Source organism: Phocaeicola vulgatus ATCC 8482 (assembly GCF_000012825.1).
Classification (GTDB): Bacteria; Bacteroidota; Bacteroidia; order Bacteroidales; family Bacteroidaceae; genus Phocaeicola; species Phocaeicola vulgatus.
The window spans coordinates 5044704-5068435 of sequence record NC_009614.1 but is presented as its reverse complement, the minus strand read 5'-3'; the positions used below and the strand labels follow the sequence as shown (position 1 = coordinate 5068435).

Genomic DNA, 23732 nt, shown 5'->3' with positions numbered 1-23732 from the left:
TTACAAATTAGCTTTTTCGATGTCTTTGAAATATTTGTAGGTACCGACTTTCAGTTCGTCTGTAGCGGCTTCGTCACAAACAATGATGCCATGCTGGTGCATTTGTAATGCGCTGATAGTCCACATTTGTGTAATACCACCTTCAACGGCATGTTGCAAAGCACGTGCTTTGTTGTGCCCGTTGCAGATAATCAGAACTTCTTTGGCTGAAAGGACAGTCCCTACACCTACTGTTAACGCAGTTTTAGGTACTTTGTTCACGTCATTGTCAAAGAAACGTGAGTTTGCAATGATTGTGTCTGTAGTCAGTGTTTTGATACGTGTGCGTGAAGACAAAGATGAGCCCGGCTCGTTGAATGCGATATGTCCGTCGGGACCGATACCTCCCATAAACAGGTCGATGCCTCCGATTTCGGCTATTTGTTTTTCGTAGTTGGCGCATTCTGCTTCCAGGTCTTCGGCATTTCCGTTCAGGATATGTACATTTTCTTTCTTTATATCAATATGGTTAAAAAAGTTTTTCCACATAAATGTATGGTAGCTTTCTGGATGATCTTCAGGCAAGCCTACATATTCGTCCATATTGAAAGTAACGACATTCTGGAAAGATACTTTTCCCTGCTTGTTCAGTTCTATCAGCGCTTTGTACATGCCTAGCGGTGAAGATCCTGTGGGACAACCTAAAACAAAAGGTTTTTCAGGAGTCGGATTTGCCGCATTGATTTTACTAGCTACATAGTTTGCCGCCCATTGTGACAGCGCTTGGTAATCAGATTCAATAATTACTCTCATGGTTCTTTCTTTTTTAAGTTTTAAGTGTTAAGTTAACTATACGGGTTATTCCATATTATCCGTTTTGGGACGGAGGAATGTCAATTGTACTACCAGTGCGATAAGCACAATAATAGCCAACATGGCAAATCCCAGTCCCAACTTACCTCCGTCTGTCCACTTTCCCAAGACTTCGGTAATGGCTGCTCCCGCAAACACGCCTGTCATATTCATGATACCATAGGCGGTAGCACGGTGTTTGGATGATACGAACTGGCATAGAATCGGCATATTGTTGGCATCGAAGATACCATAACCGATTCCGAATAATAATCCAGCTCCCACAACAGCTACGAAACTGTGTCCGAACCCTAGTAAAAGCAGGGATGGAATAGTAAGTCCCAAGCCGATGGCACCCGTGTACACACGTCCTTTTATATTTCTTTGCACCCACTTATCGGATAAGGTTCCACCAATAATTACGCCAATGAACGAGGATAGCGCGATGGTGATAGTCGACATGGGGCCGGCTTGTGACATCGGTATATTCAGGTTCTCGGCGAACAAGGTAGGTAACCAGTTTTTGGTTGCCCATCCCGGTAAACTGGGGGCTGCGAAATATAGCAGAATCACCCAGAATGCAATATTACTGAAAAGTAATGATAATCCCTTCAATAAATTGCTTTTTTCTTTACCGGAAGGTGAATTTATTTGTTCAATTTGTATTCTATCCTTCTTTTCATGTAGAAAAAGCATCAAAATTACGGCGTATGCGATGCCGGCGATGCCGAACCAATGAAAGGTTGTATGCCAGGAAAAAGCAGCGGCTACTGTAGCGCCGAAACCTCCGATGGCCTGCCCGGTGTAGAGCCCGGTCATGTGAATACCGATGGCTAATGAACGTGACTTATCGGAGTGATAGTCGGCGATCAGTGACAATCCGGCAGGAATATAGAGCGCTTCGCTGATTCCCATCAAGGCGCGAAGGAAAAAAACTTCATTATAGGTGTCGGCGATTCCCATCAGATAAGTGACGGCCGACCATACAAACAAACTGCCAACAATAAGCCATTTGCGGTTCATGCGGTCGCCCACCATTCCGGCTATAGGGCTCATACAGCCATATATCCAAAGAAAGACTCCCATCAGTCGCCCAAAATTGGCAGCTGACTGAAGCTCGGTGATATCCACCGCCATGGCATCTCTCATTGTGGACAACATTTGCCGGTCCATGTAATTCAACAGGGCAACACCCCATAATAATCCTACTACAACCCAAGGATAAATTTTACTGTTTTTCATGCTAATAGATAAAGGGCTTTATAAATGTGATTTTTTGTTGTCGAGTATTTCCTTGCACAATGTATAGCCCTTGATCATCATTCTTGGAATGTGGAACGGGCCTTTGAACAGGTTACCCTTGGCCATTTGTGCAGGCGTGCCGTCACGATGGAGATATCCAAACCATTCTCCACACTCTTTATCAGGGAAATGGGTGTATGTCCAATCGCTGATTTGCTTGTGCATGTCAAGGTATTTTTCATTTCCGGTTGCTAAATATGCATACAAAGTAGCGATGATAGCCTCTGTCTGAGGCCACCAGAATTTCATGTCTTGGGAATAATCCTGTGGCGGAAGGTTCTTGCAGTCTTTGAAGTTGATGATACCTCCGAATTCTTTGTCCCATCCCCACTCCCAAGACCAATCAAGGATAGTGAGGGCCAATTCCGTAATATCTTTGTCCCAATTACGGTATTTGGCTTCTTCCAGCAGAAACCAGGCGGTCTCGATACAATGTCCCGGATTGATGGTGCGGCCCATGTTGCTGTCGATGAATTCTCCATGGGGGCCTACCGTTTCAAGCAACGCCTTGAATTCGGGATGCATGAAATCTTTGCGCAGTTGGGCGATGGAAGCGTCAATCTGTCCGTTGAAGCTTTCATCTTGAATGGCCTGACGGATACGTGATGCTACATTAATCAGGATCATTGTGATGGAATGTCCTTTCATAGGAAGAGTATCCAGATATTTTGGAGGGAGTATGCCTGGTGTTTCCATAAAATACTGCATCCGTTTGAACAAGTCTAATGCTTTTACGGCATACGTCTGGTCACCGGATGCGATGGCATATTCCGACATGGCGATGGCTGCGAATGACTCCGAGAAAATATAACGGCGTTTGCGCAAGGGAGTGCCTTCGGCAGTCACTTCGAAATACATACGTCCGTCAGAGTCAAAACAATGCGCTTCTATAAAGTCTATTGTACTTTTAGCTGCCGCCAGCCATGCTTCGTTCTTTTCTATATTATTATATGCATAGGAACAGATAAAAGCAAATCTTCCTTGGAACCACACTGATTTGGTGGTGTCCATCAAGCTGCCGTTTCGGTCAACGCAGGTATAAATACCTCCATTGACCTTGTCCAGCCCGTATTTCAGCCAAAACGGCATGATATTGGTGGTCAGATCTGTTTTGTATGATTCCGACCATTCTTTTATATAGTCTATTGAAAACATCGTGGTTCAGGTTTATTTGTTACATCTTTCGAAGAAATTGATTGCTTCCAGTTCGGCTTTCATGGCAGCTTCTTCCTCATCTGTCATGTTCTGGAACGGAGTCCGGTTCTTTCCTAAATCCAGCCCGATCAGTTTCATGATGCGTTTACCGCCAACGATGTTTCCACGATAGTGACAGATGACATTGATAACTTCCTGTGCGAAATTCTGGCGTTCGCGTGCCAGTTCCAGATCACCGGCTTTCCATGCTTCGATAATACCTGTGAGTTCTTTGCCGTTATAGTTGGTTGTTCCACCGATACCGCCCTGTGCACCGCCCATAGCCAGACAAGGAAGGATCGTTTCATCCTGGCCGTGCAACATGTCAAATTTGCCATTTTTATATAAACGGCATTGGTTGTATTCATACAGGCTTTCGAAAGTATATTTGATACCGGCGAAATTAGGAATGCGACCGTCTACGGCTTCCAAGAATGCTACCATTGAGAGGAATGCTCCGTTGAAAGCTGGGATATGATAAAAATAGAAAGGAAGTGCAGGAGCGCCGCATGCTATTTCTTCGCAGTATTTCACCAATTCTTCAATGCGTCCTACTTTGGGGAAAGGAGGTGCCATTGCTCCGATACCCCATGCTCCGATTTTCTGAGCGTGTTCTGCTAGACGTTTGCTTGATTTTACACAAGTGCTTCCTACATGGACAATGACTTTGAATCCTTCGGGTGCTACTTCCATCCAGCGTTCAGCCAGTTTCATGCGTTCGTCTTCTGTCAGCATATAGCCTTCTCCGGAAGAACCATTGATAAATACGCCTTGAAGTCCGTTTCTAACCAATAGTTGGCAATAGGCTTCAATAGGTTCATAATTTACTTCTCCGTTCTCATAAAAGGGAGTAAAAGGTGCGTCAATTAATCCGTGAATCTTTTCCATAGCCTTTAATTTATTTGAAATGAATATTTTATATTACTTAATCATGTTGCGTGCAAATATATAAATGATTTATGAAAACAACAAGTAAAAACTAAATTTATTTATTAATAATCACTCTTTTAATAAATAGAAAGATAAATAAGCGACTTAGAAACGTTCTTTAAATGTATATGGAAAATGGAATTGTTACAAAAAATGATAATTAGCTTACATCTTCTAAAATAATTTTTGAAAATTCTCTTTAAATGTGATTTGATTTCATAAAAAAATAACTATATTTGTGGACATTAACGGAATATTTTATTATGGGTGAGAATTTGTTGAAAGAAATTGAAAAGGGCTCAAAGATGGCTGTGATGAAGAAGAAAATCATTACCCATTATATTTATAATGGAAGCTCTACGATTACTGATTTAGCAAGAGAGATGGATTTAAGTGTGCCTACAGTTACAAAATTCATTGATGAAATGTGTGAGGAAGGTTACATTAACGACTATGGAAAGCTGGAAACCAGTGGGGGAAGACATCCCAGTTTGTATGGTTTGAATGCAGATTCCGGATATTTTGTAGGTGTTGAAGTGCGTCAGTTTTCCATTAACTTAGGGTTGATAAATTTTAAAGGAGATGTAGTTCAGCTAAAAATGAATGTTCCTTTTAAAGCGAAGAATACCCCTGAGAGTTTAGACGAATTGTGTAAGTTGATTAAACATTTTCTTCAAAAAGTCAGTGTTGAGAAAGATAAGATATTAAATATTAATGTAAATCTTTCCGGGCGTGTGAATCCGGATTTGGGATATAGTTACAGTATATTCAATTTTGATGAGCGCCCGTTGACGGATGTCATATCAGAAAAGGTGGGTGGTTATCGTGTTTCTATTGATAACGACACTCGTGCTATGATTTACGGTGAGTATATGCAAGGTGTTGTGAAAGGTGAGAAGAATATCATCTTTATCAATGTCAGTTGGGGATTGGGTATGGGAATTATCATTGATGGAAAGATTTATAAAGGAAAATCTGGTTTCTCTGGCGAATTCGGGCATAATTTTGGATATGAGAATGAGATTATCTGCCATTGTGGGAAAAAAGGATGCATAGAAACGGAAGTTTCGGGGGCTGCTTTGCATCGTATTCTGTTGGAACATATTAATAATGGTGAAAACTCTATTATCTCCAATACCAAGAAAAATTTGGAAGATTTGACCTTGGATGATATCATTGATGCGGTAAATAAGGAAGATTTGCTGTGTATTGAACTGGTGGAAGAAATCGGAGTGAAATTAGGTCGCCATGTAGCGGGACTTATTAATATATTTAATCCGGAGCTAGTCATTATTGGTGGTGCATTGTCACGTACAGGTGATTATTTGACACAACCCATCACTACAGCTATTCGAAAATATACACTGAACTTGATGAACCGTGATTCTGTTATTGTAGAATCTAAATTGAAAGAAAGAGCCGGGATCATCGGTGCTTGTATGTTGTCGCGCAGTAAACTGTTTGAATAATATGTAGGTATTATAAAGTAAGAGATGAATTCATTACATGGTTCATCTCTTATATTGCCTTCTTGTTAAGTTTAACTCTGAGCAAGCTCAATAAGTTTTTAAGGAGCTAGTATTATGGTTGATAGAACACATGGTGAAACTAAACTTTGGGAATCTTTTATTAAAGGAGAAACGGCGGCATTTGAAGAAGTTTATCGACGCTATTATTCGTTATTGTATTCCTATGGAATTCGTATGGTAGGTGACAGAGAGCTGGTTGCCGATACCATACAGAATCTGTTCGTCAAGTTGATTTTAAATTGTAGGAATTTGCATTATACTGATAATGTAAAAGCGTATTTGCTTTGTTCTTTTAGAAATAAACTGCTGGATGCGTTTCAGTCTTTACGTCCTATGGAAGTGATTGAAGAATGCCATGAGTTTTTTCCGATGGGCGAAGAAATAATAAATTCTTTATTTAAGAAAGATGATGTGGATGTGAAGAATGAAAGAAGGCTGGCTAAGGCAATTTCACGTCTTTCCGGTCGTCAGCGTGAAATTCTGTATTTATATTATGTAAAAGAATTGAGCCATCAGGAAATATCCGCTATCTTAGGTATGAATCCTCAATCAAGCAAGAATCTTTTGTCGCGTACATTGGCACGTTTGCGTGAATTCTTTTTCTCTGTTTCAACCATATGGATTTTCAGTATCTTGGTGCATTGTGTTCATGTGCCTGTGCGTAGTGTTTGGGCTTTTCACTTCTCTTGATTTAGCGAGTAGTTAATCATTGTTGTTTTATCATTTGGGCATGTTTTCATGGAATGAAGTGATATTTGTGTGATGAATAAGTTCTTTTATTTGTCATATAAGGTTTGTCTATTGGTTTTGCGAAGGCTCATGCAAAGAAAAGTGTGATTTCTTTTCTTTTTTATGAGTACCTTTTTTATCGGGCACCGTTTTCTTAATAAAAAGGTTTTTCGATGAAAAATAAAAAAACAATATATAATTCAGATGAATTTCGTAAAACAGTTCAATGCCTGACTGAGAAGATTCGGGAAGCAGATGAACTGGAATCTGTTGATGTAGACAAATCTTTTCAGGACGTGATGAAACGAGTAGGAAGGGAAAAAAAGGTTCCCCACAGACGTCATATTTATAGGTGGTCTTTGTCGATAGCGGCAGCGATTGCTTTGGCTTTAGTTATGAACTGGTGGAGTACCAATGTTGATGAGGGTACGGAGCTTGATATAGCATTGCTGAATGACACGACTTCCATTTGCGGTGATGAGGTGATTCTGATAACAGATAACCAAGCTATGAATCTGAAAAATGATGCTTCTTTAAAATATGATACTTTAGGAAGTTCGAATATTCAGCAGTATGCATTAAATACTAAAATATCCCAGGCTTCATCTGTAAAGAATGAAATGCATCAAATAATGGTTCCTAATGGGAAAAGAGCTGATATTACTTTTTCTGATGGTACTAGAATTTATATAAATTCAGGTAGTAAAGTGATATATCCGGATATTTTTGAAGAACGGAAACGTGAAATCTTGGTAGAGGGGGAGGTTTATCTGGATGTAGCCAAAAGGAAGGATTGCCCATTTGTTGTCAAAACAAGAGAGTTTGATATACGCGTGCTGGGTACTTCGTTTAATGTCTGTGCCTATAGGGAGGATGAGGCTGCATCTGTTGTTTTAGTACGTGGAAGCGTGGAAGTAACTACTGAGAATAAGAGCAAAGTAAGATTAGCACCTAATCAATTGGTGGATATTAAAGGCAATAAAACGCAGGTACGTAAGGTTGATGTGTCCGAATACATCAGTTGGAAGGATAATTTATTGCTGCTTCATCAAAGACCCGTAGGAGATGTTTTAAAGAAGCTTGAGCGGTATTATGGGTGTAAAATACGGTATGATGCAGAGATTACGACCTTGTCATTGTCAGGAAAACTGGATCTTCAAACAGATATTACCAATGTTATGGATAACTTATGTCTTTCATTATCATTGCATTATACAATAAATGATAAAGATGAAATCTATGTGAGCCTTAAATGAGAATTGTTGAACCTTAAAATACTTTAGCCTATGGAATAAAAGAAGGATGTAAAAAAAGAAAACCAGACAGTATTTGCCGTACTATCTGGTCACTGAATCGTTGTTTAATTATTTACCTTGAAATAAATAGAAAAAACAATCAAATATATGAAAAAATACACGAATAGAATAAAACTCATGCCTAAATTCACAAAATGTATGAGTTTAGCCATGATTTTAACATTTACAGGTTATGAAGAGGCTTTTGCGGAAATGAGTTATGCGGAACAAACCAGCTTTACCGTTTCCATGGAGAACCAGACTTTGAAGAGTGTGATTAATTGGGTAGAAAAGAATAGTCAATTTATTTTTATATATCGTACAGATATTGATTTGTCTCGTCGTGTCAATGTGGATGTACGAAATAAAACAATAGAGGAGGTACTGAAACAAATGTTTGCCGGTACTGATTTGGAATATCATATCCGTGACAGACAAGTAATAATTCGCAAGGCCATTTCTAGAGAAGAAACGCGTCCCATTGTTATGCAACAAGATAAAGTGACTGTCAAAGGTATAGTGACCGATGCCAAAGGAGAAGCAATTATTGGGGCTAATATTATAGAGAAAGGTACTACCAATGGTACCATAACTGATATAGACGGCCGGTTTACGTTAGTGGTAAGTGAAAAAACGTCTTTGGTCTTTTCTTATATCGGTTATCTGACTCAAGAAATGTTGGTAGGGAAAAAAACGTTTCTGAATGTTCAGCTGCAGGAAGACAATAAGACTTTGGATGAAGTGGTGATAACAGGTTATGGGGGCACACAACTTCGTTCTAAGATGACTAATTCCATTGCTAAAGTTGACAATTCTACTTTAAGTACGGGGGCCCATACTAATCCGGCGCAAGCACTCTCTGGTGCAGTGGCAGGATTAAGGGTACAGCAAACTAGCGGTAATCCGAATTCCACTCCTACTTTGGTGCTTCGTGGTGGTACCAATCTGGATGGTAGCGGTTCACCTTTGGTTATTATCGATGGTGCTGTACGCGAGTCGTTGAGTGATGTGAATCCGGAGGATATCGAGTCTTTGGAGGTCATGAAAGATGCTGGTGCTACGGCTATTTATGGTGCGCGTGCTTCCAATGGTGTAATTCTTGTTACTACTAAAAGAGGTTCGGAAGGACATACGGAAATAAATTTGAGTGCGAAAGTCGGTTTCAATTTTTTTCATAGCCAGTATGAATTTTTGAATGCTCATGATTATTTGTATTATATGCGTTCGGCATTTTATCGGTCTTCGCATATATGGCAGGATAAATCGGGTGCTTGGCATGGATTTGCTAGTGATGCGACTTTATCCGGAACACAGCCTTACGGAACGGGAAACAGATATTTTGATGAAAAAGGGAATGTACTTAATGGTAATAAGGATAATACAGCCGTATGGGGTGTTATGAATTATACAGATGACCTGGCTTTCCTGTTAAAACAAGGTTGGCAGACAATGGATGACCCGGTGAATCCGGGACAAAAATTGATTTATTGTGATAATCAACTGAAAGATTATAATATCAAATCTCCGGCTATTACTCAGGATTATAACTTGAGCGTATCCGGTGGCAATGATAAAGGACATTATTATGCAAGCCTAGGCTATAATCGCAGCGAAGGAAATGCGATGAACAACTGGTATCACCGTTTGAACTTCACGATCAATGCAGATTATAAAATTAAGCCTTGGCTTACTTCTAATTCTTCTTTGACATTTACCGATGCAAAATGGGACGATGGTGGTGCAGGATATGCCGGTGAAGGTAATTTTTTCAGTACTACCTTGTCCGTTCCTCCTACATTCCGTGTGAAAAGTCCGGACGGTGATTGGTTGGCAGGCCCTGCCGTGGCTTCTTATGCTCGTGGCTGGACTACAGTGAAAGTGTATGAGGATGCATTGAATTATGATAATAATACGGACAAGTTTAATCTGAGCCAGTCTTTTACCTTTAATATAATGAAAGGATTGACATTCAAGACCACAGGAACTTGGTTCTATTTTGATGATAGCAGAGAGTTCTTCAAAGGGGACTATATTGTAGCTACAGGACCGGTGTATGATACTAATCATAGTACTTCCAACAAACATGAACGGCTTTTAGACCAGACTTACAATGGAATCTTGAATTATCAGACTACATTCCGGCAAGATCATTCTATGGATGCGATGGTAGGTGTAGAATATTATGACTCATACAAGAAAGGTTTTTCGGCATCTGGTTATGGATCTCCATTATCTGATTTTCAGGATTTGAATTATACTTCGACTGCTGCCGGAGTGCGGCAAATAGATTCTTGGCATTACAGACAGCGTATTCTTTCATTCTTTGGCAGAGTGAATTATGATTATAAGTCCAAATATTTGCTGAGCCTTGTTTTACGTCGCGACGGATACTCCAAACTGCCAAAAGATAACCGTTGGGGAACCTTTCCCGGTATATCAGCCGGTTGGGTATTGAGTAGAGAGAATTTTATGGAGTCTTGTAGCAATGTACTTTCTTATGCTAAAATTCGTGCTAGTTACGGAGCCAATGGAAATGTGTCTGGTGTACTGGATGCTAATGGTAATGTAGTGACAGGACTTGATTATTATACGGTTCAAGGTTCTTATGGTATTATGAAAGATAAAGATGGTAAAATAGTACCCAACTATAATGGCAAAGTTCCTTTGATGATAAACGATTTGCCTAATCCCACCATGAGATGGGAAAAATCGTACACATTCGAGACAGGTTTCGATATTGGTTTTCTGAATAACAAATATATCTTGAACTTCACCTATTATAATAGACATACACAGGATAAATTTGCAGAAATCACCCTGCCTTCTCATAGCGGAGTTTCTTCTTTCCTTTCTAACAATGGAGAAGTACAAAACCAAGGTATGGAGTTGGAATTGACTGCCAATGTTTTGCGTACCAAAGATTGGAAATTTACAGTTAGTATGAATACCGCTTATAATAAGAATAAGATTATCTCATTACCGTACAATGGATTGCCGAATAATATGCAGGATGCCTATCAGGTTTATACGGGACGCAAGCTGGCAGATGGTACCTATGAAAGACAATGGGTAGGTGGTTATCAGGAAGGACAGGAATATGGTGTGATTTACGCCTTTAAATCTCTTGGTATTTATAAGAGTGAGAGTGAGATTCCAGGCAATCTGATAGACAGATCCACTTATACGGAAAATGGAGCAGATGCCAAAGTGCTTTATGGCCCTGAAGCTTGGGCTAAATTGTCGGATGCCGAAAAGGAGAAAGGACTGCCTATACAGGCTGGTGATGTGAAATGGCAGGATGTGAATGGGGATGGTGTGATTGATGATTATGACCGGGTGAAATTGGGTAATACGATACCTCATTGGACCGGAGGCTTTAACATTAATACTTCATGGAAAGGGTTAACTTTGAACTGCCGTTTGGATTATGCTTTAGGCTATTGGGTACATGATTGGAAAACTCCTTGGATTATGGGTAATATGCAGGGAACATTTAATACCATTTCTTTAGTTAAAGATTCCTGGTCGGAAAGTAATCCGAATGGAAAATATCCGGTGTATGGATGGGCTGACTTTTTGGGCAAACGTAATTATGACAGAATATCGGACATTAATTGTTATCGTGGCGATTATTTGGCTTTTCGTGAAATAAGCCTGTCGTATTCCTTGCCTCAGAGTTGGATTCATAAATCCGGTTTGAGCAAGGTGGATGTTTCTGTAACAGCACAGAATTTGGGATATATTACAGCAGCCAAAAATATGGCGACCCCCGAATATGGTGTCAGTCAGAATGGAGGATATCCCCTCCCTAGAACAGTTGTTTTGGGTTTAAATGTTACATTCTAATAAATAGGAAGGATTATGAAGAAAATATTTTATAGCATATTGTTGAGTGGGATGATGGTATTGTCTGCTTGTGATGCGTTGGACCTGTCTCCTGAAGATTATTATGGCTCTAATGATTTTTGGAATCAGAAGTCTCAGGTAGAAATGTTTATGACTGGTATTCATGCCGATTTAAGAGATAAATATCAGATGCCTGTCACATTGGGAGAGTTCAGAAGTGAGATTCTGATAAGTGATGTTACTTCTATGGGTGAGGGGGTATATGGTCCGCCTATGACTAATAATCTGCTTACGAAAGATAATACCGGTATCGATGATTGGTATGAGGTGTACCCAAATATCATGCATATAAATTTGTTTATCAGAAATGTAGATAAAGAAATTGATTATCTGACTGGAACGGAGAAATCATTTTATTTGGGACAGGCTTATGGCTTGCGTGCATATTACTATTTCTATCTTTATCGAACATTTGGTGGTGTGCCGTTAGAGACGGAACCGAAAGTTACCGAGGGTAGCATTGATATTACGCAATTATATAAGGCTCGTTCTACTCCGGAGGAAACGTTGGAGTTTATCAAAGAAGATATTAATAAATCCGAAGCTTTCTTCAATGAGTCGGATAAGAAGATGTCCAACCAATATGAATGGTCTTATCATGCAACGGAACTTTTGAAGGCCAAGATATATATGTGGTCTGCCAAAGTCACTACAGGATTACCAGATGATGATATTGCAGGAGATCATATAGCTACTCTGACTGCCGTAGATCCTAATAACAGTGACTTGTTGACAGCAAAGAAGGCTTTATTGAATTTGGTGAACCAACAATTCGAACTGCTTCCAAACTTTGCGGATTTATGGACTCCGGAAGGGAAGAAGAATAAAGAGATCATTTTCGCTCTGTGTTTTAATAAGAATGAATTGACCAATTGGGGGGCGAACTGGTTCTATAATGTAGCCTTGTTTACCAATGCTACGGACTTGGATGGAAATAAATATGGTCCGGATCCGTTGAAGCTATTGACAGCCGGACCATTACGTTATGAGTATAAAGTGCCGTTTATTGAGATTTATGATAAGGAAGATACTCGTTTGGATGCTACTTTCTTTCAATATATGTTCGAAGGAAAGATTCGTGGCGCTTGTTGGAAAAAACTGATGGGACATACGGATGGAGGAACTCATTATTATGATTCAGATGTACCGGTATATAGATATGCTGATGTTTTGTTGATGCTGGCCGAGTGTGAAAACGGGTTGGGAGCTCCGGATAAATGTGCTGCATATATAAATGAGGTACGTAAGCGTGCTTATGGTGATAAATTTGAACAACATAAATATATTGCAGGAGATTATGCGGATAATGAGTGGGCTATTTTGCAGGAACGTGATAAAGAGTTTGTAGGTGAGGGAAGCCGCTGGTTTGATTTATTGCGTTTACGTGATTCCAACGGAAAACCTTTTGTCTTTTCTGTTAAAGCGCATTATGGAAGTTCATTGCCTATATTAACAGAGGATAAGGCGTATATGATGTTGTGGCCTGTTAATGTGGAAGTTTTGAATGGAGATCCGGAAATCAAGCAGACTCCGGGGTATGAATAATAGTGAGATAATATGATGATAATGAAAAGATTGCTCTTTTTAGTATCTGTATGCAGCTTATGTATGGTTGGTAATTCTCAGAATTACCAACCTGAGAAGCATGCAGTTGTGAAATCAGATCGTGGGGATGGACGGTTACTAAGTACTTATGCCATTGTTCATGAGATGTTGAAAGATACACATCCCCAATATGCTTACCGTTCCGGTATGTCCGCACAGGAATTTACGCAATGGCAGGATGGAGTGCGTGCTGCGATGGTGGAGATCATGAAGTTTCCCGAGATAAAGAGACAACCGTCTCCTGTCTGTGTGAAAACGGAAAAAAAAGAGGGATATATTTTAGAGAAATGGGAGTTCTATCCTTTTCCAAAGTCAGTTTCCACTTTTCTGGTTTTGAAACCGGAACATTTGAAGGGTGCAGTACCCGGAGTTTTGTGCATTCCGGGGTCCGGAAGGACCAAAGAAGGATTGGTTGGTGAGCCCGGCATCTGTGATAAGTTAACTGAGGATTATAATAATCCCAAAGTAAGTATGGCTTTGAATATGGTTAAAGAAGGTTATGTGGCGGTAGCGGTGGATAATGCCGCTGCTGGAGAAGCCTCCGATTTGGAATGTTATGATAAAGGATGGAATTATGACTATGATGTTGTTTCCCGTTTTTTGCTTGAACTGGGATGGAGTTGGCTAGGGTATACTTCTTATCTGGATATGCAGGTGCTGAATTGGATGAAAGCCCAGTCTTATATCCGAAAGGACAGGATTGTGATTAGCGGATTCTCATTAGGTACAGAACCGATGATGGTCTTGGGGGTGTTGGATAAGGATATTTATGCTTTTGTGTACAATGATTTTCTATGCCAGACTCAGGAACGTGCCGTTGTAATGACTAAACCTGACAAGGAAAACAGACGTCCTTTTCCAAATTCTATCCGTCATCTGATACCTGGTTATTGGAGGTATTTTAATTTTCCAGATGTTGTTGCGTCATTAGCTCCTCGTCCTATCATTTTTACAGAGGGAGGGTTGGACCGTGATTTCCGTTTGGTACAATCTGCTTATGCTGCTAGTGGAAAACCGGAAAATGCGGAGTTTCATCATTATCCGAAGTTTGCTGATAAGGCAGTTAGAAAAGATGTGGAGCACCTTGATGAAGGACTGGATTCAAAGACCTATTTCGAAGCGGTCAATGTAGATCCCCCTTCTCATTATTTTAAAAACGAACTGGTTATTCCTTGGTTACGCAAAGTTTTAAAGTAGGTTCAGGTATTTTGATAGGCTGTGATTTTTTATATAATATGAGCTCCTTGTTTTTCATCTAGGTGAAAGCAAGGAGCTCTTTTTTATTGATTGTGAAGAATTCTTGCAAAATTTAATCTTGTTTTAATGCAGATTGTAGTGTTTCCCAATTTTTATTGAAATCGGGCATGGAATGAAAAAGTAAATTCGCTCCTTCATTCAGTAACACATTGTCGTGCAATGGTCCTGTATTCACGGCGATGGTAAAAATACCGGCTGCAACTCCCGCCTGTACACCTAGTGGTGCATTTTCTATTACTAACGCTTCATTGGGTTTAAAGCCGCCTTTCTTTAGGGCCATCAGATATGGTTCCGGATTTGGTTTCCCATATTTCACATCAAAGGCGGTAACCATTAAGTTGGCTTGGAATATGCCCGGAAAATTATGATTCAATCGGTCCAATAACGAAGTTTGTCCCGAACCGGTTACTACCATCGGAGTCAGTCCTTCACTCTTTATTTTAGTCAATACTTCCAGTGCGCCGGGCATCCGTTCTGCTTTGGGGCATTTGTTGAATTCTTCAGTTTTGGCTTGGTAGATAGCTTTTATTTCTTCTTCAGTAGCATCATGCCCACGTTCCCGACGACTTACTATATTGATCGTAGATGCACCGGTACGCCCTTCGTGCATATAAGCTTCTTCTCGGCTGAGGCCGAAACCGAAGCGTTTCATTATTTTATGCCATGACTCAGCATGGTTGGGCATGGAGTCGAACAGCACGCCGTCCATATCGAATAATACGGCTTTCAAGTCGATGGATTCGTATCCATGAGTATGAAGATAGTTATTTATCGCTTCTTTAAACATAGAATAAATGTATAGTTATTATTTCCAAAGGTGTGACCGTTGGATTGGAACAAAGTGAAGAATCTGCAAGCATTTGATGGATGCTTTCAGATTCTTCACTGTTATTCGGAATGACATTGATAAATGGCATTCTGAATAGGTTTTTGATATTATAATCTAGCTTGGATAGCTTTAGACTCTTCTTCGTATCCCGGTTTATTCAACAAAGCAAACATATTTTTCTTGTATGCTTCCACGCCCGGTTGGTTGAACGGATTTACTCCCAGCAAATAACCGCTGATACCACAAGCTTTTTCAAAGAAATAGATGATTTCTCCCAGGTAGTATTCATTCAGTTCGGGTACAATCAGTCGCATATTGGGTACACCACCGTCAACGTGTGCCAGCTGAGTACCTAGTTCTGCCATCTTGTTCACTTCGTCTACACGCTTTCCTGCCAAGAAATTCAAGCCATCCAAATTTTCGCTGTCCGAAGGAACTTGAAGCGTATGTTCCGGGTTTTCGATAGAGATAACTGTTTCGAAGATAGTACGTTCACCTTCCTGAATCCACTGTCCCATAGAATGGAGATCGGTAGAGAAGTCGACGGCAGACGGATAAATACCTTTACCATCCTTACCTTCGGATTCACCGTACAATTGTTTCCACCATTCGTTCATATAGTGCAGTTTGGGATTGAAGTTTACCAAAATCTCAATCTTCTTTCCGTCTTTATACAATTCATTGCGGGTGGCAGCATAAACAGCTGCAGGATTTTCGGCAAACGGAGTAGCCGGACCACATATTGTTTCCATCGTGCGTGCGCCTTCCACTAGTTTCTCAATGTCAAATCCTGCCACTGCGATAGGCAGCAAACCTACTGGAGTAAGGACAGAGAAACGACCGCCTACATTATCGGGGATAATGAAAGTCTGATATCCTTCCTTGTCGGCTGTAACACGTGCGGCACCCTTTTTGGCATCTGTAACGGCAACAATCACTTTCTTCGCCATTTCCTTGCCAAGCTGGTCTTCACACTGTTTTTTCAGTAAACGGAAAGCTAAGGCGGTTTCTGTAGTAGTACCAGACTTGGAAATATTAATTACACCGAACTTTTTGTCCTTCAAGTATGCAGTCAACTCGAACAAGTAATCTTCGCTGATATTGTGGCCTGCAAAAACGATGACGGGTCCGTCTTGTTTTGCTTTCAACCATTGGAAACTATTGGATAAAGCTTCTATTACGGCACGTGCTCCCAGATAGCTTCCACCGATACCTGCTACGACTACTACTTCACAGTTGTCGCGCAGAACCTGGGCAGTAGCTTTCAAGTCAGCCAAATGTTCGGCTGTTATAGACGATGGCAAATGCAACCAACCCAAGAAGTCATTACCTTTACCTGTACCGTTTTCCAATGTTTCCATGCAGGCTTTCACCTGAGGTTCGTAAGCAGCGATTGTTTCCTTAGAAACAAAACCGGCTACTTTGTCGATGTTTAAACTAATATTCTTCATTGTATCTGATATTTTATCTGAATGAATCAGTTAATAATTTAATCTCAATCATGGGCGAGATGCGCTCATATAAAATATTATAAACGGCATCTACGATAGGCATGTTCACGTGCAAGTGCTTGTTTAGCTCCTTGATACATTTCGTTCCGTAGTATCCTTCGGCAATCATTTCCATTTCTATCTGTGCGCTTTTTACGGAATAACCTTTACCAATCATGGTTCCGAATACGCGGTTCCGGCTGAAATTGGAGTAGGAGGTAACCAACAAGTCACCCAGATAAGCGGAATCATCAATAGAACGCTCTACGGGATGTACGGTATTCAGGAAGCGGTTCATCTCTTGAATGGCATTTGAAATCAATACAGCCTGAAAATTGTCGCCATATTTCAGACCGCTGCAAATTCCAGCGGCGATAGCATAAATATTCTTCAATACCGAAGCGTATTCTATACCTGCCACATCCGGGCTTACAGAAGTTTTTATGTAATGTCCGGCCAGCTGCCGAGCGAATATCTTCGCCTTGTCAATGTCTTTACATCCGATAGTCAGATAGGAAAGACGCTCCAAGGCTACTTCTTCTGCGTGGCACGGACCTGCAATGACGGCTATATTCTCTTCGGGAACACCGTATACCTGATGAAAATAATCGGAAACAATCAGGTTCTCGTCAGGGACGATACCCTTGATAGCAGTGACAATGAACTTGTCCTTTATTTTGGTTTTCAGCTTTTTCAGGTGGCTTTTCAGATAGGGAGAGGGGGTAACGAATATCAGGGTATCCGATTCCTTTACTATCTTGTTGATATCTGAAGAGAAGTTGATGTTCTTTATTTCAAAGCGCACACTTGTCAGATAAGCCGGATTATGTCCCAAACGTTTGAATTCTTCAATTCGGTCGTCGCGGCGCATATACCAGTTGATTGATTCAGCCTGAGCCAAGACTATTTTTGCAATAGCCGTGGCCCAGCTGCCACCACCCATTATCGCTATTTTACCGGGCAATTTCATGCTTATTATTTATGATGGATAATTGACAATTGGAATAATTCTCAATCTTTAAATTCTCAATTCTCAATTTTCGCAATCCATCCGGCAACTTCGTCCACCGTAGGATTGGTTAGTTCCAATTTATATTTTTTGTTGATTCCGCAAATGTCCATATGCAGCTTCTGCGGATTCACTTCTTTCATATCGCTCACCAGGTTATAGCCTGCTTTCTGAATGACAGGAACCCAGTCTTCTGAAATTCCCAGTTCCATAAATTTGGCAGGAGTGTCTTTCGGAGTAATCTTTTCGGGACGCATCTGGGGGAAGAACAATACTTCCTGAATGGTAGACTGTCCGGTCATCAGCATCGTCAGACGGTCCATACCGATTCCCATACCCGAAGTGGGGGGCATACCGTATTCCAGCGCACGGACGAAGTCTTTGTCAATAATCATAGCTTCATCATCTCCTTTTTCGCTCAGTTTCATTTGTTCTTCGAAACGTTCCAACTGGTCAATCGGGTCGTTCAATTCGGAGTATGCATTACACAGTTCCTTGCCGTTCACCATCAGCTCGAAACGCTCGGTCAAATCCGGATTGCTGCGGTGTATCTTTGTCAGCGGAGACATTTCTTTCGGATAGTCGGTGATGAAAGTCGGCTGGATGTAAGTACCTTCGCAGAATTCTCCGAAGATTTCATCGATCAGTTTGCCTTTGCCCATTGTGTCGTCAATCTCCATATTGAGTTTCTGGCAAACTTCTCGTATCTGTTCTTCGTTCATGCCTGTCAGATCATAGCCGGTGTGTTCCTTGATAGAGTCCAGCATGGTGACACGTTTGTACGGGGCTTTGAAGTCAATGATGTTGTCGCCTACTTTTACTTGAGTGGTGCCGTTTACATCCAGACAGATTTTTTCAATCATTTTTTCTGTAAATTCCATCATCCAGTTATAGTCCTTGTAGGCAACATATATTTCCATGCAGGTAAATTCAGGGTTGTGTGTGCGGTCCATTCCTTCGTTACGGAAGTTCTTACCTATTTCATACACTCCTTCGAAACCACCTACAATTAGTCTTTTCAGGTACAACTCACTGGCAATACGCATGTACAGCGGCATATCCAGTGCGTTGTGGTGAGTTATGAATGGACGTGCGGCTGCTCCGCCGGCAATGGATTGCAGAATCGGGGTTTCCACTTCCATATAACCTTTTGAGTTGAAATATTCGCGCATAGAGCTATATACTTTACTGCGCTTGATGAAGATATCTTTTATCTCTTCATTCACAGCAAGGTCAACATAACGTTGGCGATAACGCAGTTCAGGGTCTTCAAACTTGTCGTAAGCGACTCCGTCTTTGTATTTTACAATAGGAAGCGGTTTGATAGACTTGGACAGTACGGTCAGTTTTTTAGCGTGGATACTGATTTCACCCATTTGGGTTCTGAATACGAATCCTTCTATACCGATAAAGTCACCAAGGTCCAGCAGACGTTTGAACACAGTGTTGTACATTTCTTTGTTTTCATCCGGGCAGATGTCATCACGGGTGATATACACCTGGATACGGCCTTTTGAATCCTGTAATTCGATAAATGAAGCTTTACCCATCACACGGCGGCTCATCATACGTCCGGCTACCGATACTTTGCGAGGTTCCTCATCATCCTTGAACTCAGCTTTTATATCTGTAGAAAATGCATTGGTTACATACTCAGCTGCGGGGTATGGCTCGATGCCCATAGCGCGCAATTCATTCAGACTGTTTCGTCTGATAATCTCCTGTTCACTTAGTTCTAATACGTTCATCCTGTTAAAACATTAACTCAATTTGTTGGCAAAAATACGAAAGATTTTGCAAAGTACCTCATTAAGACGTGTTTTTATTTCGATAAAGCCTGTTCTTGAGCCAGTTCGCACACCATAGATATCATGAACAGCACTCCGATTGCACCGCAGGCAATAATCAGGGCGAGATTAATCATACGGGCACGGAAAAGGGTGGAAGTATGCAGATGGGAAGCTGTGTATTCTTTAAAGAACAGATAAAGGCCCGGTACAGCCGAACTTGCCAGCAGAAAATCTTCGGGAATATGGAAAAAGTAAGTTTTGGTGAAACCGATCAGTGCCCAGTGGCAGAGAAACATGACGAGAAAGATATTGACTCGTTTGGAAAATGCCAGCAGCAGTCCGATGGTGAAAACCGCTACCGAACAAGGCATTACAGGTGAGGTCATCATGGGAAAGTTCATCCCCCTTATAATGGAGAAGAGTGGATAGGCCAATGGCAACATACAAAGCAGGACGGCTAGTGCGGTATGTTTGTGAGTCCGGTCAAAAGGGGTGTAGTTTACTTTCAGGTCATAAATCCAGAAGATGGCCATGATTCCCCAAAATCCTGCCAAAGCACTGTTATAACTTCTTGGTTCACAATAAATCATGTAATACACGGAAGCTATCCATACATTCAAGAATATAAGATATAACTTCATCGCTACTTTTATTTTTTTTGTGGGGCTTTTGAATAGAGAACAGGTTAAAATAATGCCGATAAGGGTGATAATAACTTGATAAATCCAGGTACCCGCATTGTAATGAGTAATTGTATCCCAAAAAATATTCATCTTCTTGATAAGTTGGTAGTTATTTTGGGTGCCAAAATTACGAAAAAATGATGGAATAGCCTATCTTTGTAGCGAATATATAAAAATAAGAGAAGAACGATGAAGAAGTTTATGAGTCTGATGTTGCTGGTTTGCGCATGTTTGCTGAGTCAGCCGGTGAAGGCACAACAGGTTACTCCTGATAATGCCGGTTATATAGTAAAGGTAGGGGATATGGCTCCCGATTTTGAAATGGAACTGACAGACGGACAGAAAGTGAAACTCTCTGATTTGCGTGGCAAGGTGGTGATGCTTCAGTTCACTGCCAGTTGGTGTGGAGTTTGCCGAAAGGAGATGCCTTTTATTGAAAAAGATATCTGGTTGAAACATAAGGATAATAAAGCGTTTGCTCTCTTTGGAGTGGATCGGGACGAACCTTTGGAAACCGTAGTGGCTTTTGCCAAACGTACCGGCGTGACCTATCCGTTGGCTCTTGATCCGGGAGCTGATATTTTTGCCAGATATGCAGACCGTAAAGCGGGCATCACCCGTAATGTATTGATTGACAAAACGGGCAAGATTGTAATGCTGACCCGTTTGTACAATGAAGAAGAATTCTCTTCTTTGTGCAAGAAGATAGATGAAATGTTGGGAGAAAAATAACAGGTAATGAGAGGATCGGTACTATTTGTCACGTTTTTATTTTTTGTTCTATCACCGCTTCTGGCGAAGAAAAAGCCTCGTACCGGCAAAGAGGCATTATTTGGAAAGGAATATGCTACCTATCAGATTACATCCAATGAACTAAGCGGAGCTTGTTTTTATTTGGTGAGTGGTCACGGAGGTCCCGATCCTGGGGCCATCGGTATCTATCAGGGGCGTCAGTTGCATGAGGATGAGTATGCATACGATATTATTCTGCGGTTGGCACGTGAGTTGTTGTCACGAGGTGCGAAGGTGCATATTATCATTCAAGATAAGAAAGATGGTATTCGTGACGGTCATGTCCTGGCAAACAGTAAACGTGAAACTTGCATGGGAGATCCTATTCCCTTGAATCAGGTGGCTCGTTTGAAGCAACGTTGTGACTGGGTGAATAAACTGTATCGGAAAGATAAGAGCAGTTACAAACGAGCTGTATTTATTCATGTGGACAGTCGCAGTAAGGGACAGCAGACAGATGTGTTTTTTTATAACGCTCCTAAAAGTACGAAGGGTAGGCGGTTGGCCAATAACTTGCACCGTACCTTTGATAGGAAATATGACAAGCATCAGCCAAACCGTGGCTTTCGCGGAACGGTGAGTGAACGTAATTTGTATGTATTGCGTAATACGACTCCCGTAGCGGTGTTTTTGGAATTGGGAAATATTCGGAACAAGCGTGACCAACAACGGCTGGTTCTGAAGAATAACCGTCAGGCATTGGCAAATTGGATTGCGGAGGGAATAGTGAAAGACTATAAGCAAGGTAAATAAAATAGGGGCAACGGATGTGCTTTTGTTTTGCCAGCTTTGTGATGGTTGGGTGAGTTGTAATCGGCAGAATGTGACTGGTATTTGAGCTTGTGAAACGTCGAAATCAAGCCTTGCATATTAGAGTAGTGAAATAAAGAAAGGGAGTGACATTTTTTATCACTCCCTTTTCTTTTACTTGATTTCGATTTCCTCTTTCATGTCTATCTCCTCACCGTGAACATCGGTGAACCGATATTGCAGGAAGGCCAGACTTTGGTCTGGGATAATCTTTATTCCGAATCCGTATTTCATTTGCCATTTGCGCTTCAGGGAAACCAGACCCTGATTCACATATGCTGCGATGTACGGATGGATGTACAGCGTAAATCTCTTTATCTTCAATTTGTTGACCAGGTAGTCAATCTTACTCTCCAAAGTATCCGTAAAAAGGATGGATGGCTTTATGCTACCTTTCCCGAAGCAGGTGGGACAGGTTTCATTCGTGTTGACATCCATGGCAGGACGCACGCGTTGGCGGGTAATTTGCATCAATCCAAATTTACTGAGGGGCAGAATGTTATGTTTTGCTCTGTCTTTCTGCATGTTTTGGCACATACGTTCGTACAGTTTCTGCCGGTTCTCTGCTAGATTCATATCAATGAAGTCAACCACGATAATACCACCCATATCACGCAATCTTAACTGGCGTGCCAGTTCGTCGGCGGCACCCAGGTTTACATCCAGTGCGTTAGCCTCCTGCCCGTTGGCAGATTTGGAGCGGTTTCCACTATTGACATCCACTACATGAAGTGCTTCTGTGTGTTCAATAATCAGGTAAGCTCCACTTTTATACGAAATGGTTTTCCCGAAAGAGGATTTGATTTGTTTGGTAATACCGAAATTGTCGAATATGGGAAGCTGACCCTTGTACAGTTTTACGATTTCGGCTCGTTCAGGGGCGATAAGTGATACATAATCCTTAATCTCATGGAACACTGTTTCATCGTTCACATAGATGTTCTCATAAGACGGATTGAAAAGATCGCGCAACATGGCCACTGTGCGGCTGGTCTCTTCGTATACCAATGCCGGCAGTTTGGGAGCCTTCTGTACTTTAGTGATTGTTTCTTCCCAATGTTTCAGCAAGACTTTAAGCTCTGCATCAAGCTCGGCCACCCTTTTGCCTTCCGCTACGGTGCGTACAATCACTCCGAAGTTTTTCGGTTTGATGCTTTGCAATAACTGTTTCAGACGGGCGCGTTCTTCGCTCGATTTAATTTTTTGTGATACCGAAACCTTATCGTTGAAAGGGATTAATACCAAATAACGTCCGGCGAATGACAATTCGCAGGTTAGTCTGGGGCCCTTGGTCGAGATAGGTTCCTTTACAATCTGCACAATAACTTCCTGACCTTGTTGGAGGGTGGTTGAAACCGTCCCTTCCTTTTCAATATCAGGCAGCATAGTAGCTTTTGTGATGGGAAAAAGTTTTTTACGGTCGCTTAAAACTTGCTTCAGATACTTCTGATAAGAATGAAATTGAGGACCTAGGTCTAGATAATGAAGAAAAGCATCTTTTTCAAAGCCGACATCCACGAAACAGGCATTAAGGCCGGGCATTAGTTTCTTTACCCGTCCCAAATACATATTTCCCACATTGAAGGAAGCACTTCTCCCTTCTTTCTGAAATTCCACCAACGCTTTATCTTCAAGGAGTGCGATGGAAATCTCTTTGGGTTGTACGTCTACTACTAGTTCGCTTGTCACTTTTGTATTTTTAAATTGTTCACTTTTCTCATTAAACAAAGAACAAACCTGAAAGACTTTTG

The 23732-nt window shown here is 41.1% G+C and carries 18 protein-coding genes; 8 read left to right on the top strand and 10 right to left on the bottom strand.

The genetic code is table 11. The features are described from left to right. The 4 genes from nagB to BVU_RS20640 are packed head-to-tail and all read right to left on the bottom strand — an operon-like array spanning position 1 to position 4215. A complete protein-coding gene (gene nagB / locus BVU_RS20655; RefSeq protein ID WP_005839711.1) occupies positions 1 to 792 on the bottom strand; it encodes a glucosamine-6-phosphate deaminase in 792 nt (263 codons plus the stop codon). A 45-nt stretch (positions 793 to 837) separates the two neighbouring features. Next, a complete protein-coding gene (locus BVU_RS20650) occupies positions 838 to 2073 on the bottom strand; it encodes an MFS transporter (RefSeq protein WP_005839713.1) in 1236 nt (411 codons plus the stop codon). Positions 2074 to 2091: 18 nt separating this feature from the next. Further along, positions 2092 to 3288, bottom strand: a complete 1197-nt coding sequence (locus tag BVU_RS20645) for an AGE family epimerase/isomerase (protein ID WP_005839715.1) — start codon at positions 3286 to 3288, stop codon at positions 2092 to 2094. A 12-nt stretch (positions 3289 to 3300) separates the two neighbouring features. After that, positions 3301 to 4215: a dihydrodipicolinate synthase family protein gene (locus BVU_RS20640; RefSeq protein ID WP_005839718.1), complete on the bottom strand. Its 915-nt coding sequence runs from the start codon at positions 4213 to 4215 to the stop codon at positions 3301 to 3303. A gap of 305 nt (positions 4216 to 4520) precedes the next feature. On the opposite strand from BVU_RS20640, the gene BVU_RS20635 reads away from it, so the two are divergent. The 6 genes from BVU_RS20635 to BVU_RS20610 all read left to right on the top strand — a co-directional run bounded on the left by BVU_RS20635 (position 4521) and on the right by BVU_RS20610 (position 14518). After that, positions 4521 to 5726, top strand: coding sequence for an ROK family transcriptional regulator (locus tag BVU_RS20635; protein ID WP_005851321.1), 1206 nt, complete (start codon positions 4521 to 4523; stop codon positions 5724 to 5726). A 114-nt stretch (positions 5727 to 5840) separates the two neighbouring features. After that, the gene (locus tag BVU_RS20630) at positions 5841 to 6476 is read left to right on the top strand and encodes an RNA polymerase sigma factor (protein ID WP_005839721.1); all 636 of its coding nucleotides are present in this window, start codon (positions 5841 to 5843) and stop codon (positions 6474 to 6476) included. Between the two features lie 212 nt (positions 6477 to 6688). Beyond that, the gene (locus tag BVU_RS20625; RefSeq protein WP_005839723.1) at positions 6689 to 7771 is read left to right on the top strand and encodes a FecR family protein; all 1083 of its coding nucleotides are present in this window, start codon (positions 6689 to 6691) and stop codon (positions 7769 to 7771) included. A gap of 147 nt (positions 7772 to 7918) precedes the next feature. Further along, entirely contained in the window at positions 7919 to 11656 is a 3738-nt protein-coding gene (locus tag BVU_RS20620; protein ID WP_012056019.1) for a TonB-dependent receptor, read from the top strand. Positions 11657 to 11671: 15 nt separating this feature from the next. Further along, the gene (locus tag BVU_RS20615; RefSeq protein WP_012056018.1) at positions 11672 to 13261 is read left to right on the top strand and encodes a RagB/SusD family nutrient uptake outer membrane protein; all 1590 of its coding nucleotides are present in this window, start codon (positions 11672 to 11674) and stop codon (positions 13259 to 13261) included. Positions 13262 to 13273: 12 nt separating this feature from the next. Continuing rightward, positions 13274 to 14518 (top strand): alpha/beta hydrolase family protein, encoded by a 1245-nt coding sequence (locus tag BVU_RS20610; RefSeq protein ID WP_012056017.1) that lies wholly within the window; start codon positions 13274 to 13276, stop codon positions 14516 to 14518. Positions 14519 to 14630: 112 nt separating this feature from the next. On the opposite strand, the gene BVU_RS20605 is transcribed toward BVU_RS20610, so the two are convergent. The 5 genes from BVU_RS20605 to BVU_RS20585 all read right to left on the bottom strand — a co-directional run bounded on the left by BVU_RS20605 (position 14631) and on the right by BVU_RS20585 (position 20469). Continuing rightward, on the bottom strand, positions 14631 to 15365 hold the full coding sequence (locus tag BVU_RS20605) for an HAD family hydrolase (RefSeq protein ID WP_005839731.1): 735 nt from the start codon (positions 15363 to 15365) through the stop codon (positions 14631 to 14633). Between the two features lie 149 nt (positions 15366 to 15514). Continuing rightward, complete coding sequence (locus BVU_RS20600) at positions 15515 to 16858, bottom strand: glucose-6-phosphate isomerase (protein WP_012056016.1); 1344 nt, start codon at positions 16856 to 16858, stop codon at positions 15515 to 15517. A 13-nt stretch (positions 16859 to 16871) separates the two neighbouring features. Further along, positions 16872 to 17867: an NAD(P)H-dependent glycerol-3-phosphate dehydrogenase gene (locus BVU_RS20595; protein ID WP_005839736.1), complete on the bottom strand. Its 996-nt coding sequence runs from the start codon at positions 17865 to 17867 to the stop codon at positions 16872 to 16874. 56 nt (positions 17868 to 17923) lie between these two features. Next, positions 17924 to 19654, bottom strand: a complete 1731-nt coding sequence (lysS, locus tag BVU_RS20590; protein ID WP_012056015.1) for a lysine--tRNA ligase — start codon at positions 19652 to 19654, stop codon at positions 17924 to 17926. Between the two features lie 74 nt (positions 19655 to 19728). Next, positions 19729 to 20469, bottom strand: coding sequence for a DUF6064 family protein (locus BVU_RS20585; RefSeq protein ID WP_032945277.1), 741 nt, complete (start codon positions 20467 to 20469; stop codon positions 19729 to 19731). A 99-nt stretch (positions 20470 to 20568) separates the two neighbouring features. Between BVU_RS20585 and BVU_RS20580 the strand changes: the two genes are divergently transcribed. Then, a complete protein-coding gene (locus BVU_RS20580; protein WP_012056013.1) occupies positions 20569 to 21111 on the top strand; it encodes a TlpA family protein disulfide reductase in 543 nt (180 codons plus the stop codon). Between the two features lie 6 nt (positions 21112 to 21117). Next, the gene (locus BVU_RS20575) at positions 21118 to 21924 is read left to right on the top strand and encodes an N-acetylmuramoyl-L-alanine amidase family protein (RefSeq protein ID WP_005839744.1); all 807 of its coding nucleotides are present in this window, start codon (positions 21118 to 21120) and stop codon (positions 21922 to 21924) included. 171 nt (positions 21925 to 22095) lie between these two features. On the opposite strand, the gene BVU_RS20570 is transcribed toward BVU_RS20575, so the two are convergent. Then, positions 22096 to 23670, bottom strand: coding sequence for an Rne/Rng family ribonuclease (locus tag BVU_RS20570; RefSeq protein WP_007840057.1), 1575 nt, complete (start codon positions 23668 to 23670; stop codon positions 22096 to 22098). Between the last annotated feature and the right edge of the window lie 62 nt (positions 23671 to 23732).